Origin of the sequence: Halorussus halobius, from assembly GCF_004765805.1 — an archaeon.
Taxonomy (GTDB): domain Archaea; phylum Halobacteriota; class Halobacteria; order Halobacteriales; family Haladaptataceae; genus Halorussus; species Halorussus halobius.
This window is the reverse complement of sequence record NZ_ML219773.1, coordinates 467,980-482,129: the sequence shown is the minus strand read 5'-3', so window position 1 is coordinate 482,129 and position 14,150 is coordinate 467,980. Positions and strand designations below refer to the sequence as shown.

Sequence of the window (14,150 nt, the reverse complement as noted above, 5' to 3'; positions counted from 1 at the left end):
GTGATAGGCACAGACGACTCGGAGACGAAGCGATACGCCCGGTGCGGGCTCGCGGTGGTGCTGATCTGCTTGTCGGTCGTGGCCCCGGCAGCCACGACCGCGACCGCCCAGGAGGACTCCTCGCCGGAGACGGCCGACGAGTTCCTCGACGCGTTCCGCGGGCTCGAAGGGCAGGAAGCGTTCGAGGAGTACAGCGAGTTCGAGGTCGTGCGCGCGCAGGCCGTCTCGGCCGTGCAGGTCGGCGAGTTCGGCGACGACAAGGCCGAACGGATGGCGCTGGTGTACGACGCGCTGGTGACGTTCGACGAGGCCTACCAGCTGAGCCAGAACGGCGAGCGCGCCGCCAGCATCGAGCGCGCCAACGAGACCTCGACGCTGCTGGACGACCTCCGGTCGGCCGGCGGGAGCCAGTACGCCGCGCTGACCGGCGTCGCGCTCGACCGGTTCTACCAGGACCAGGGCGAGGCGCTCCACGAGTCGGCGCTGGCGACCAACGACACCCGCGAGCGGCTCTCGCTGATGGACAGCGCCGCGACCGCCTACCAGCGCGGCGGCGCAGTCCAGGAGTACTCGAACCTCGTGGTCCAGCGCCAGCGCCTCCAGTCGACCTACGAGTCCGACGTCGAGACGCTCAACGAGTCGGTCGCGGCCGGCGAGACCTTCCTCTCTGAGTGTGGCGACGCCTGCGGGTCGCCCGTGAGCGCGCTCACCACCCACACGACCTCGGTGTTCGGGCTGTACGGCGACGCCCGCGAGACCGACGGCCGGCTCGCCACGGCGGGCGACCTGACCGCCGAACACGGCCTCGCCGACCGGAGCGAGACGGTCGCCTCGCTGCAGGACCAGTCGGGCGACGCGGTGACGTCGCTGGCCATCGCGAGCGCGGCGCTCTCGCTCGGGTTCGCGCTCGCGGTCGCTCTCGTCGCCATGCTGGTGGCCCACCGGCTGGCGGCCTGGGCCCGCGACGTGGAGGACTCGCAGATCGACGACATCGTGACGTCCCGGGAGGTAGTCCATGGATAAGCGCACGTTCGCGACGGTCGCGGTGGTACTGCTGGTCGGACTCCACGGCGTCGCCGGGACGGCGCTGGCGGACCCGAGCGCGACGGTCAGTCGGGCGACCATCGCCGACAGCGGCGGCTCGGTCACCGAGACGCTGACCTACGAGTTCACCGCCGACGTCAACGAGACGGTGACCGTCAACGACCAGATGACGGACAACGGCGTCACGTTCGCGTTCGACAGTTGGCAGGCCGGAGGCCAGAGCGGGTCGGGCAACTCCTGGCAGGTCCAAGCCGGCACGACCTACGAGGTCACCTACGAGGCGACCGTCTCCGAGAGCGCGGGCGACGCGTCGGTGTACACGGTGGACCAGTTCAGCAGCAATCCCGAGAACCAAGAACTCTCCATCGACGTTACCGACCCGAGCTTCGGCTTCGTCTCGGACCAGCAGGTCGACCTCGTGTTCGAGTCGAGCGGCGAGGCGTCGACCGAGGTGGACGTCGACGTGCCCAACGACGGGCAGGGCGTGATGCTGCCCGCCGACGTCTCGTTCAGCGGCGTGCCGAGCGGGTTCAGCGCCGACTACTCCGGGCTGCCGAACGAGATATCGGCCGGCGGAAGCGGCACCGTCACCCTGGAGGTCACGGCACAGGACTCCGTCGACGAGGGCACCTACGAGTTCACCGCGACCGTCGAGGACAACCTCGGCAACACCCTCGACGTGCCCGTCGAGGTGAGCGTCTCGAAGGCCCCCGTGCTGAGCGCGGGCGACGACGGCGAGGTCGACCTCGGCAACGTGCTGGTCGGCAGCCAGCAGTCGGCGGAGTTCACCGTCAGCGAGCAGGGCGGGTTCAACGGCATCGACGGCGTCTACTCCGAGGTGACGGGGTCGGACCAGCACGGGTCGATAAGCTTCGACAACCTGCGCTACCTGACCACGGAGGCCGGCGGGAGTTCGACCGCCGAGGTGACCATCGACGTCAACGACGACGCCGGGCAACACAGCCAGCTCGACTGGACCGTCGACCTCCGACCCGTGGACGAGGACGGCGTCGGCCAGAGCGTCGAGTTCACCGGCCGGGTCATCTACCCGCCCCGGTTCGGCGACCTCTCGATGTCGGACTCCTCGATGGTGTTCGACGAGCCCCGGTCGCAGGTGACCTCGCACACCGAGACGGTCACCGTGGACGTACCCAACGACGGCGACCAGACGATGAACGTGATCGGCGCGAGCGCCGGCACCGACAGCAATCAGGTGTCGGCGACCGTCACGGACTACGACCAGCAGATAGACGGCCAGAGCAGCGGCGAGGTGACCGTGGAGGTCGCCGCCGACCCCGACACGCCCGAGGGGAGCTACTCGGTGTCGGTCGACGTCAGGTCCGAGGAGGACGGGTCGGAGTCGGTGACCAGCGACGTCGAGATCACCCACGACGTCGAGCTGTCGATAGAGCAGACCGCGCTGTCGTACGGCGACGTGATAATCACCGAGAACCGGACGCAGAGTACCGACGTGGCCGAGGCCCTGGAGTACCAGGACGTGACCGGCCTGACGATATCGAAGGTCTCGGGCCCCGACCAGTGGCTCACGGTCGTCGACCGCCCGCCCGAACAGTTGGCGGCCGGCGACGCAGCGCCGTTCGTCGTCGCGCTCCAGTTCGACACGTCGGCCGAACTCTACCGCGAGTACACGTGGGAGTACGAGGTCGACGCCGACGAAATCGACTCGCGGACCGTCACCGTGACCGCGACGCCCGAGCCGGTGTCGCTCGAAGACATCCGGAACCCGCTCGAAAACTACGCCGATTCGGGCGGCTGGCAGTCCGACACCGCCGGCGGGATGGCGACGACGCTGGCCGATCTGGAGACCAGCCTCCGGGAGGGCGGCAACGTCTCGCGGGGCGACCTCACCACCAGCATCGCGGCGAGTCGGGCCACGCTGTTGTTCATCGAGTCGGTCGAGAACGCCTCCGCGACCATGGAATCGGAGGGCAACGAGGCGGCCCAGAACGAGGTCGTGAGCGCGGCCGCGACGTACAACCTGATGGACAGCTACGTCTCGAGCCTCGAAGACGACGGGCTCCGGTCGACCGCCGCCGAGTCCCGGTCGGCGGCCGACGAGCGCGTGAGCACCCTCGTCGACCAGCAGCGCAGCTACTACGAGGACCGGCTCGACTCCGGGAACGTCACGATGATCGAGCGCGCCCAGACCAACCGCCAGCTCGCCCAACTCGCGTCGCTGCAGGGCGAGGACCAGCGCGCCGAGCGGCTCCGCGAGCGGTCGTCGGCGGCGTTCGAGAACTACACCGCGACGGTCGAGCAGGGCAACGAGGAGCGCCAGACGGCCCGCCAGCTCCGCGAGGAGATGGACGAGTCGATGCTGACGGTCGTCCTCGGCCAGCCGCTGATGCTCAACCCCGCGAAGTGGGACGCCTTCGAGCAGCAGTCGGCCGAGACGCTGGCGACCTACGACGACGCGAGCGAGTCGTTCGAGACCGCCGGTGCGGGCGAGGAGGCCCAGGCGGTCGCCGACGAACGACAGACCGCCGCCAGCCGCTTCCAGTTCGCGCGCTACTCGATGTACGGCTCGACGGCGGCCTACGCACTGGTGTTCCTCGGGCTGCTGGGCTACCTCGGCCGGAACACCTACGCCTACGTCCGGGACGCCCGCGAGGCGGTCAGCGGTGACTTCCTCGTAGCGTCGTAGGACGGGTCGCTTCTTTCGGTGCGGGTTTCGGGACGACGACTTTCGGAGACCATCGAGTTCCGCGAGGGCCTGACTTCGAGGTGCGGTCGCGGTGCAATCTGCAGTGCTGCGTGGGGCAGTCGCGGTGCGGGGCGTGATGCGATCTGCAGTGCTGCGTGGGGCGGCCGCGGTGCGGAGCGGTCGCGGTGCGTGCGGTTGCGGTGCGGTTACTCATATGCCTCGGCGATAGCTAGCTGCTCGCCGCAGTCACCTCCGGGTTCTGTGAGGTGGGCTCGCCCCGGAGTGGCGGCAAGACTCCTGATTCTGTGAGGTGGGCTCTCCGGAGTAGCGGCAACGACTCCTGGTTCTGTGACGTCGAGCTAGTTATTGCCGAGGCCTAGGAGTCTACCGCAACCGCACCGCCACCGCGAACCCACACGCCGCCACCGCGAGCCCACACGCCGCCACCGCGAACCCACACACGTCGCTAACACGAGCCACGACGCTCGCCGCCACTCGCCGCGAGAAGTCGACCGAAGCAGAATCGGGACCCCGAATCGACGTTCAGACCGGCTCGAACGCCGACGCGACGCGCGCGTCGTCCCCGCCGGTCTCGCCCTCGCGCTCGACCTGCCACGCGGCCAGCGCGCCGGCCGACCAGTCGGCCTCGTCGGCCGGGGCCGGGCCGGAGAGCGTGAGTTCGTCGGACTCGTCGCCCACCGAGAGCGTCACCGGGACGGTCGCGTCGCCCTCGGTCTCGACGTCCACGAAGTGGGTGACCGTCTCGCCGGGGGCCAGTTCGAGGCCGGACTCGCCGCCGCCGTACATCAACTCGCTCACGTCCTCGCCGCCGGCCTCGACCGCGACGTCCTCGACGGGCGAACTGGCGGCGTTCTCGACCACGAGGACGACGCTACCGTAGCCGCCCGAAACCCGGGTCTCCTCCCCGACCTCGACCGAGAGCGCGTCGGGTCCGTCGGGGTCGGCCTCGTCGGCGTCCGGAATCCGCGCGAGGGTGCCCCACTGGCCGGGGTCGCGGTCCTCGAAGGCGTACTCGACGGCCGCCTCCACCGCGTCCGCGGCGACGTCCGGGGCGGCGACCCGACGGGTCCACTCGACCGTCTCACCGGCCGGCACCCGGAGGTCGGTGTCCCAGACGCCGACCTCGCGCACGCCGATGCGGTCGACGACGAGCGCCGCGTCCCGGTGGTTCGCGAGTTCGAGGCGGACCCGGTGGCCGTCGTCGTCGCCCTCGACCGCGGCGTCGACCGCGAACTCGGCCGGCGAGACCGTCAGGCGGCGCTCGTCGAGCCGGACCTCCGCGGCGTCGGCAACCGCGACCGTCCCGGCCGGGAGCTCGACCGTCCCGGTGTCGGCGAACGCGTGGTGGCGCTCGACCGTGGCCGACTCGTCGGGCGCGAGGTCGCCCAGCGGGGCCGCCCCGTCGGGGAACGACACCGCCACGTCCTCGGCGACCGCCTCGCTCTCGTTGGTCACCGTGACGCGCTCGCGGACCCCCTGCGTGCGCTCGGGGCTGTCGTCCTCCAGCGTCCGGTCGGCCGAGAGGCGTGCGCCGGACGACGACCCCGAACCGCCCGACGGGTGGGCCGACGCGGACGACGACCCCGAACCGCGGGTCGCACCCCCGAGCGCAGCGTCGGCCGAACCGCTCTCGGCGTCGCCCCCGCCGGCAGTTCCGCCGACGGCCCCCGCGCCAGCGCCCGCCGAACCGGTACCGTCGTCGGCTCGGGCGGTCGAGTCCTCGGGGTCGCGCCGGGCGGACGGCTCGGTCGACGCGCGCCCGGTCGAGTCCTCGTCGGGTCGTCGCGCCCCGGCGTCGCGTCGACCATCGCCCTCGCGGTCGCGGCGGGGCGGGTCGTTTCGCCCTCGCCGGGGCGGGTCGTCGCGGTCGCGGCGGGGCGGGGCGGGCTCCTCGCGTGGCGGCTCCGCCCCGTCTCGGGGCGGGCGGTCGGCCCGGCCGTCCCCGCGACGGGCGGCGTCGCGGCGGCCGGAATCGCGTCGGGGCGGACGCTCGTCACGGGGGCGGCGCTCGTCACGGCGGGAATCGTCTCGCCTGGGGCGGTAGTCGGCGTCCTCGTCCCGTCTAGGTCGGGCGTCGTCCCGTCGGCCGGCGTCGCGGCGACCCTCGGGCCGCGGCTCCCGACCGCGCTCGCGGCGGTCGGGGTCTCGCCGCCGGGAGTCGCGCCGCTGGGGGTCGCGCCGACCGCGCGCGGCCAGCCCGTCGAGCCGGACGGTCTCGCCGACTCCCAGCCCCGCGAGCCCGACGTCCACGTCGGCCTCGCTCGGCCGCCGGTCGGGCCTGAGCGCGAGGACGAACCGGCCGCCCGGCCCGAGTTCGACCCGGCGCTCGACCGGCGCGTCGAACGGGTCGCCGTCGACCGCGAGGTCGTCGGCCAGCGTCGCGTCGGTCGGGTTCTCGACGACCACGTCCACGAAGCCGTCGTCGGTCGCCTCGACCGAGAGGTCACAGACCGGGGCCGGCAGCGGGACGTCGGCGTCGGCCCGGGCGTCGGCGGCCCTGACCGAAACCGGAACGTCCGAGCCCGCGTCGAACGGCGTCTCGACCGCGACCGTCGCGGTCTCGCCGGGGACCAGCCTGCCGACGCCGGCGTCGCCGGGCGAGACCGACACGTCGGTCGCGGGCGCGTCGCCCGCGTTCTCGACGACGACCGTCAGCGAGGCCGCCCCGTCGAGGACCGCGTCGAGTTCGGCGTCGGCGTCGAGCGCGCCGCCCGGCGCGTCGACCACCGGGAGCGACAGCGACGCCAGATGGTCGCCGCCGGCCGTGACCGCGATGGCGGCGGTGTCGCCGGCCGACACCGACTCGACGCCCAGCGAGCGGGTGGCCGACTCGCCTGGCGCGAGGTCGACCGCCCAGTCGTCGGCCCGGAGCGCGACCCCCTCGCCCTCGACGCCGAGCGTGGCCGCGACCGGGCGCTCGCCAGCGTTCTCGACGGCCAGTTCCACGGCGTCGGTCCCGCCGGGCACGAGGTCCTCGTCGACCGACACCGAAAGCGCCTCGGTCGGGTCACCGGTCGCGCAGTACACCGCGACCGTGCCGTCGCTGACCGCGCAGAACAGCCCGCCGTCGCTGGTGGGGTAGACGTCGCCGCTGGGCAGGTCGGCCACCGTGTCGTAGCTGCCGTCGGGCGCGAGCGACACCAGTTGGCCGTCGGCCGTGAACAGTAGCGCCTCGTCGCCCCGGTCGGGCAGGTCGGTGACCGCGAGTTCGCGCTCCCACTGACGCTCGCCCGTCATGGCGTTCACGCCGACCACGCGCTCGTCCTTGAGCGACGCGACGACGGTGTCGTCGACGATGCCGGCCGACTCTATCGCGCCGTCGAGGTTCTCGTCGAAGCGCTCGCTCCCGTCGAGGTTTCGGACCGCGAGGAACGACCACGCCACCAGCACGAACGCGCCGTCGGTCCCGAAGAACCCCGGGTCGTCGGTCACGTCGGCGTGCGGGCGGTCGACGCGGAACTCCTCGCCGCCGGTCTCGCCGTCGAAGCCGACCAGTTCGTCGTCGGCGGTGACGACGCCCAACACGTCGGCCTCGGGCAGGGCCGCGAGCTCGCGCGCCGCGGGGAGTTCGACCGACCAGACCCGCGTGCCGGCGGTCGAGAGCGCCGTTACCGCGCCGTCGGCCAGCGCGTACACCCGCTTGCCGACCGCGAGGTCGTCGACGGGGGCGTCGAACTCGACCGTGGTGCGGCCGTCGGCCTCGACGATCTCGACCGTGCCGACCTCGGTGCCGAGGACGACCCGCTCGTCGTCGGCCGCCTTCGCGGTGACCGGGCCGGACTCGAACGACTCGGTCGGCGCGTACTCGCCGGCGGGGCCGGGGTCGCTCACGGGTCGACACCCCCGCTCTCGGATGGACCGCCCGGGAGCGCGCTCTGGCCGGCCCGCCCGTCGTCGGCGTCGTTGGGCGCGCTCTCGTCACCGCTCGCGGCGTCGCCGGCCGGGCCGGCATCGCCGTCCCCGACGTCGACGGTATCGCCGTCCCCGCCATCGGTGTCATCGTCGCCGTCGCCGGCGGCCGACGAGAGCAGGTCGCCGAGCCCGCCGCCGCCCATGCCCAGCGAGATGCCGTGTTCCTCGGCCTGCTCCTCGACGTACTCTTTCATCTTGGGGTAGCCTTCGAGGTCGTCGAGCTGTTCGCGCACGCTGGAGACGTACTGGCGGACGGTCTTGGGCTCGGTGTCGTTCAGCCAGTCCAGCAGGAACTCCGTGTCGGGCTCGATGGGGTCCCGGTCGGGCTTGACCACGCTCTCGACGAACTCGCGCTGGAGGTCGCTGCCCAGCACGCGGTCGGCGATCTCGGCCGGCGTGTAGCCCACCGACGCCTCGCCGAGTCGGTGGAAATCTATCTCGTCGGCGTTGGGCAGGTGCTTGAGGTTGACCTCCCAGACCTGGGCCATCACCTCGGCGTCGGGCTGGGGGATGAACTGCTGGATGGGGAAGCGTCGGGTCGCGGCCGGGTCGATGGTAAAGGGCATGTTGGTCGCCCCGATGACCAGCAGGTTGTCCTCGACGTCGTTCATCTCCTGGAGGAAGGCGTTGGTGAGCGACCGCTCGTGGCGCTGGAGGTCGTCGTCGCTCCGGTCGGGGATGAGGGTCTCGACCTCGTCGAAAAACAGCACCGCGAACCCGTCCTGGGCGGTCCGGTGGGCCTGGTCGAAGACGGCCTCGATGCGGCGCTCGGACTCGCCGGGATACCGGGACATCACGTCCCCGCCCTTGACCGAGAGGAACTTCACGTCGCCGTACTCGGCCTCGATGTCGGTCTCCTCTTTGGCCTCGTGGGCGATGGCCTCCGAGACCAGCGTCTTGCCACACCCCGGCGGCCCGTACAGCATCATGCTCCCGCCCCGGGAGGCGAACTCCTCGCCGTACCGCTCTTTGACCTCGCTCTGCTTGTCGGGGTCGAACATCGCCAGCATGGTCCGGGCGGTCCGCTTGACGGTGTCGAGCCCGGCGACGTCCTCCTCGAAGCTCTTGGTCGGCTTCTTGGGCGTCACGTCGATGTCGACGTCGTCCTCGCCGCCGCCGCCCCCGCCGCCCTGTCCGTCGCCCTCGCCGCCGCGACCGCCCGAGCCGCCGGGATTGGCGGGCGAGCGGTCCTCGACGTCGGTCCGGGAGACGAACTCGATGTCGGTCTCGGGCGTGACCCGGAGCGTGCGATAGCCCGACGGCTCCATCGAGTACACCTCGACCGGGACGAGGTCGTCGCCGTTGCTGATGACCTCCTCGATGCTGTGGACGAGGTACTCGCTGTCGCGCATGAACGACTCTATCTTCGCCTCGGGCGCGCCCCGGACGTGGAGTTCGACGCTCCGGCAGGTCTCGACGTCGCGCTTGCTGACCTGCGTGTCGACGTAGAACGGCGACGAGAAGTCGATGCCGCCGAACAGCTTGGCGACGTTGTCGTGGAACTTGACCTTGTTGCCGATGCCCCCGACGAAGTCCTCGACCGGCTTGGCGTAGAAGAACGCGCTCGTTCCCCGGTGTTCGAGTCGGACCACGTTCGACCCGTCGACGCGACTCTCGCCGATCTTGACGTGCGAGGTCGGCTGGCTCTCGTTGGTTAGCGGTTGTAGGTTAGTCTTGCTCATCGTTTGTGTCTGGCTCTCATGGGTTCCGGTTGCCCGTCACCCCTCGCTCCCGAACTGGTCGGCGGTCCACGCCACGAACTCGGTCGATTCGTCGTCGGCGGCGGTGGCCTGTCGGCCGGCGTACCGCCCGTTCGCGGTCATCTCCTCGAGGACGTCCGCGAGCACGTCGAGGCGCTGGGTGACGGAGTCCCACGCGGTCACCAGCAGGCCGTCCGCGCTGGTCACGACCATCCGGCTGCGGACCCGGCTTGCCTTGCTTGCGAGGGCGGCGACCGACTCGCGCAGGTACTCCAGCACCGCCCACCAGTTGCGCCCGGTGGGGTCGTCGCCAAGCGGGACCACCAGCCGCGACCCGCGGAGTTCGACTCTGGCGTCCGCGCGGAGGCGAGCCAGCGGCCCGTCCTCGTCGTCGCCGGCGGTCGCGTCCGCCGGCGACCCGTCCGCCAGCGCCTCGGCGACGCGCTCGGGCGTCGGGTCGGGGTCGGCCGCGACCGCGTCGAGCAGCCCGAAGAAGCGCTCGTCGGACGGGGCCGGGTCGTCGCTGGCCGCCGGCAGGGGCACGCTCGCGCGGAGCTGTTCGGCCACGTCGCCGAGCGCGTCCCGGATGGCGGTGGCGTGGGTCCACGCCGCCGGCCCCTCCGAGAGCAGGTTCGCCGCCAGCAGGTCCTCGAGCCGCCTGTCGATGACCCGCGCGCTCCCGAGCAGCGACTTGGCCTGCATGCTACACCGCGAAGTCGGTGGTCTGTCCCTCCTCCTCGTCGGCCTCCTCGGCGACGACGTCGTCGACGGCCGACTCGATGCTCTGGGTGTCGCTCATGAGGTCCGTGACGGCGTTCTCGAGGTCGTCCTCGGACATCTCCTCGGCCTCCTCTTCGATGCTGCCGACGCCGGTGAGACTGGTGACGAGTTCGCCCATGTTCATCGCGATGTCGACGTCGTTCTGGGGGAACACTCGCTCCTTGAGCGCCCGCTGTCTGATCTCGCCCTGCTTCTGGTCGAGGGTGCTGCGGGCCCCTTCGAGCTTGTCTATCATCCGCTTTATCTCGTCGATGCCCTTCTGGGCGGTCGAGACGTTCTCCTGTTCGGCCTCGGTGAGCTTCTTGTAGTAGACGAAGTCCTCCTTGAGCACGTCGTACTTTTGCTGTTGCTCCTCGGAGAGTTCGCTCCGGTCGGGGAACCCCGAACTGTCCCCCAGCGCCATGAGCTCCTGACCCTTCTCCTTCATGAGTTCCTCGGCGCGCTGGGGGTTGGTGTCGACGCTCTCCATGTGCTTCTGGAGCTTCTCTTTGGCCTGCTCGAATCGCTCCATGGTCTCGTCTATCTTGTCGACGCAGGCGCTCATCGCGGCCGCCCAGTTGAGCACCATCTCGCCCGACACCTCGTTGGGGTCCTTGAGCAGGACGACGTCGTTGCCGTCGAGTTCGAGGACCTCGTTGTCGGCGAAGTAGTCGAGCAGCGCCTCGGCCTCGGACTCGTTGGCGACTATCTGCTCGCCGTCGTTGGTGGCCGTCGCGAGGTTCTCGACCGCCTGCCGGCGGGAGATGGTGCCGGTCCCCTCCGACAGCTGCATCCCGTCGGTGAGGTCGCTCCGGATTATCGCGCCGACGGGCTCTTCCCACTCGCCTTCGATGTCGTCCTCAGTGTCGAACCAGCCCGCTTCGAGTCGGACCGCGTCGTCGGTCTGGTTGACTGGCTCCGCGACGACGTACTCTCCGTCCTGCATCTCGGTCGGCGTGAAGTTTCGGTATTTGCGTGGCATGCGTGGCACTCACTCGGTGTGTCGCTGGTCGGTCGTTCGGTTCACGATTCGGACTGCTCGACCCGGAACTCCTGGCTGACGAGCTCGTCGAACCGCTCGCGGATGGCGTCCCGGGCGTACTCGTTGGCCTGCTGTGCGGTCCCGACCCGGACGTCCTCGATCATGGGGTGGCCCACGTCGCGGAAGTCCGCCTCGGTGGCGAGGCGCTCGTCGCTGCCGGTGACCTCGCGCTGTATCTCCTCGGCCCGTCGGTCGACGTACGACTCGAACTCGTCGGTCTGGCGAACCACCGGCGCGTCTTCCTCGAGTCCGAGCCGCTCGAACAGCGAGTCCTCGACGGCGTCGAGAATCTGGCTCCGGACCTCGCGGGCCTGCGCGAGCACGTCCGAGCGGTCGGTGACCTGGCTCTCGACGAACTGGGAGAACTCGTCGCCCGGCAGGACGTAGGCCGACTGCTCGAACTCGGTGACGACGTCGTCCTCGATCTCGCCCGCGAGGTACGCGCCGAACTCCGCGATGGCGTCGTCGCTCTGGACGAGGTACTCGCCGTCGAGGTCGATGACGAACCCCTCGGCCTCCAGGTACCGGATGACGTCGGAGGTAGCCGAGACGTTGATGACCTTCTCGAGCTGGCCGTGCGAGAGCTTCCCGTAGGTCGCCTTCTCGTGGAGTCGGTCGTCGACGCCGGCCTCGCCGGCCTGTTCCTTGAGCTGCGAGCCGATGGTGTAGTAGTCGCGCTCGCCCGCCGCCACCCGCTTGAGCAGCCGCCGGTCCTCGAGTTCGTCGGTGAAGAAGTCGATGTCGTCGATGGCGATCTCGAAGCGCGACCGGAGCTTCTCGCTGGTGACCACGAGCTGCTGGCGGAACAGCGCGGTGAGTTCGCCCGTTATCTCCCGGTTGTCGCCGGTCCCGAAGGGGTCGTAGTAGTACACCCCCGAGCGGAGTCGCTGGAGTTCGGAGTACTCGTCGGAAACCACGTCGTCCAGCGCCTTCTTGATGTCCTGTTTCGACAGGGAACTGGCCTTCAGGGGTCCGGTGTCCGTGCTCTCGTACTGCGACCGAATCTCGTCGCCGACCCGGTCGACGTACAGAAATCCGTAGTTCTGTAGCGCGACCGACGTGGAGATGTCAGCGAGAACGTCGGTGTCGGTGGGACGCAGTGGCATCGATTTTCCCACCTCGTTCCTCCATACTAAAGTTTGCGACGTATCCGCGACGTGAGACCGCGTCGACGGGGCGAGCAGGGAGAATCCACCGGGAAGAGTTTCGGCGAGCCGATACGTCGAGCGGTCGTCACCGGGAGTCGTCGTCCCCGGCGCTCGTTTCCTCCGCGCTCGCTCGCTCGCCGTCCACCGCCGGCACGTCGTCGGTCCCCGAGAGTGCCTCGACGAGACTGGTCAGGTTCTCCGCGACCCCGGGAGACATCGCCCGGCCCAGCGCCAACTGTCGGAGTTCGTCACGCTGGCGGACGACGGTCTCCCGGACGTCCTCGAAGCGGTCGACGAGCAGTCCGACGTCCGCCTCGGCGGCCGAATCGGCCGTCTCGGCAGTCGAATCGGCCGTCTCGGCAGTCGAATCGGCCGTCTCGACGGGCGTTCCCTCGTCGGCGACGACCTGCAGGTCCCCGGAGTCGGTCGACTCCGGGGACGCCACACCCACGGTAGCGGTCACGTGCGCTGCGAACTCCTCGTAGGTCGCCATCGCCGGCTCGACCACCGACTCGTAATCGAAGTCCTCGCCCTGCCGGCGCGTCGCGTCGGCCCGGTCGAGCCGGTCCAGCATCGCGTCTATCTGGTCGACGCAGGCGTCCAGCGCGATTGCCCACGTCACCACCACCTCCCTCGACGCCCCGTCGGGGTCTCGAAGCAGGACCACCGAGTCGCGATCGAGCGCGACCACGTCGTTGGCCGCGAGGAAGTCGAGCAGCGCCTCGGCCTCGACCTCGCTCGCGGCGAACTCCCGGCCGTCGCCGTCGGCCTCGACGAGACGCGCGACGGCCCGCTCGCGGGCCACGGTTCCCACGTCGCCCGAGCCGTCCGTCCCGCCGGCGAGGTCGGGACGGAGCATGGCACGGACGGGTTCTCCCCACCGTGGCTCGACGGGGTCGTCGGCATCGAACCAGTCGGTAGCGAGCAGGACCGACTCGTCCGACGGATCGATCGGTTTCGCGACGACGTACTGTTCGTCCGCGATTTCGGTCTCGACGAAGGTTCGGTATTTCCGTGCCATGGTCGGTCAGCGCGCTCGCCGGCGGTCGGCGTCGGTTCCCACACTGCACCGGTCGATGCTAAATTTTTCGGCGAGTGACGGCGGCACGGTTCAGGCGAGCGCGGTCGCCAGCCACCCGCCGGCCGCGACGGCGGCCAGCGCGCCGACGAGGTTCGCCGCCGCGAACGCGACCGCCGCCCGTCGCCGGCCGCGCTCGTACCGGTCGACTGTCTCGACCGCGAAGCTCGAAAACGTGGTGAACGCGCCGCAGAAGCCGGTGCCGAACACCGTCAGCAGGGCGGCGTCCTCGGCGAGTCCGGCGACGAGCGCGCCGAGCGCGAGGCTTCCGAGGACGTTCACCGCGAGCACGTCCCGCGCGCCACCCGGGAGCAGGCTCCCGACCGCGAATCGGGCGAGCGCTCCGAGCGCGCCGCCGACGCCGACCAACAGCGCGGCGTTCATCCGGTCGCCTCCGACGCCGCGAACTCGCCCACGGCGAACCGACCTGCCACGGCCGCCGCGAACCCGAGCGCGTAGTTCGCGCCGACGTTCGCGACCGCCAGCGTCGGCGAGAGCGCGGCGGTCTCGACCGCGAAGGTGCTGTAGGTGGTGAACGACGAGAGCAAGCCCGTTCCCACCAGCAGGCGGGCTTCCGCGCCGAGTCGGCCGACCAGCCGCTCCTCGAACAGCAGGGCACCCAGCGCGAAGCTCCCCGCGACGTTGACCGCGAGCGTCGCCCACGGGAAGCCGCCGGGCAGCGCCGCCCCGACGCCGTGGCGGGCGACCGCGCCGGCGAACCCGCCGAGAGCGACCAGCGCGAGCGGTCTCAGGCGGTCGCGTTCCGACATTCGGTCGTGAC

General features: G+C 70.7%; 10 protein-coding genes. 2 read left to right on the top strand and 8 right to left on the bottom strand.

Translation table 11 applies throughout. From position 1 onward, the window contains the following. Together EPL03_RS02425 and EPL03_RS02420 are read left to right on the top strand one after the other, a co-directional pair. Positions 1–1,023, top strand: a complete 1,023-nt coding sequence (locus tag EPL03_RS02425; protein ID WP_135827745.1) for a hypothetical protein — start codon at positions 1–3, stop codon at positions 1,021–1,023. After that, positions 1,016–3,709, top strand: a complete 2,694-nt coding sequence (locus EPL03_RS02420) for a COG1361 family protein (RefSeq protein WP_135827744.1) — start codon at positions 1,016–1,018, stop codon at positions 3,707–3,709. Before EPL03_RS02425 ends, EPL03_RS02420 begins: the two co-directional genes overlap by 8 nt. Before the next feature lie 543 nt (positions 3,710–4,252). Here the strand turns inward: EPL03_RS02420 and EPL03_RS02415 are convergent. The 8 genes from EPL03_RS02415 to EPL03_RS02380 all read right to left on the bottom strand — a co-directional run bounded on the left by EPL03_RS02415 (position 4,253) and on the right by EPL03_RS02380 (position 14,139). After that, positions 4,253–7,561 carry an outer membrane protein assembly factor BamB family protein gene (locus EPL03_RS02415; protein ID WP_135827743.1) on the bottom strand — a complete coding sequence of 1,103 codons (3,309 nt, stop codon included), beginning with the start codon at positions 7,559–7,561 and terminating at the stop codon, positions 4,253–4,255. Then, positions 7,558–9,324, bottom strand: coding sequence for an ATP-binding protein (locus tag EPL03_RS02410; protein WP_135827742.1), 1,767 nt, complete (start codon positions 9,322–9,324; stop codon positions 7,558–7,560). The genes EPL03_RS02415 and EPL03_RS02410 overlap by 4 nt, the downstream gene beginning before the upstream one ends. Positions 9,325–9,360: 36 nt before the next feature. Further along, complete coding sequence (locus EPL03_RS02405) at positions 9,361–10,044, bottom strand: hypothetical protein (RefSeq protein WP_135827741.1); 684 nt, start codon at positions 10,042–10,044, stop codon at positions 9,361–9,363. 1 nt (position 10,045) lies between these two features. Next, a complete protein-coding gene (locus tag EPL03_RS02400) occupies positions 10,046–11,083 on the bottom strand; it encodes a hypothetical protein (protein ID WP_135827740.1) in 1,038 nt (345 codons plus the stop codon). Positions 11,084–11,124: 41 nt separating this feature from the next. Then, positions 11,125–12,249 (bottom strand): hypothetical protein, encoded by a 1,125-nt coding sequence (locus tag EPL03_RS02395; protein ID WP_135827739.1) that lies wholly within the window; start codon positions 12,247–12,249, stop codon positions 11,125–11,127. A gap of 127 nt (positions 12,250–12,376) precedes the next feature. Next, positions 12,377–13,312 carry a hypothetical protein gene (locus tag EPL03_RS02390; protein ID WP_135827738.1) on the bottom strand — a complete coding sequence of 312 codons (936 nt, stop codon included), beginning with the start codon at positions 13,310–13,312 and terminating at the stop codon, positions 12,377–12,379. A gap of 90 nt (positions 13,313–13,402) precedes the next feature. Beyond that, positions 13,403–13,753: a fluoride efflux transporter FluC gene (locus tag EPL03_RS02385; protein WP_135827737.1), complete on the bottom strand. Its 351-nt coding sequence runs from the start codon at positions 13,751–13,753 to the stop codon at positions 13,403–13,405. Beyond that, entirely contained in the window at positions 13,750–14,139 is a 390-nt protein-coding gene (locus EPL03_RS02380) for a fluoride efflux transporter FluC (protein ID WP_135827736.1), read from the bottom strand. The genes EPL03_RS02385 and EPL03_RS02380 overlap by 4 nt, the downstream gene beginning before the upstream one ends. Between the last annotated feature and the right edge of the window lie 11 nt (positions 14,140–14,150).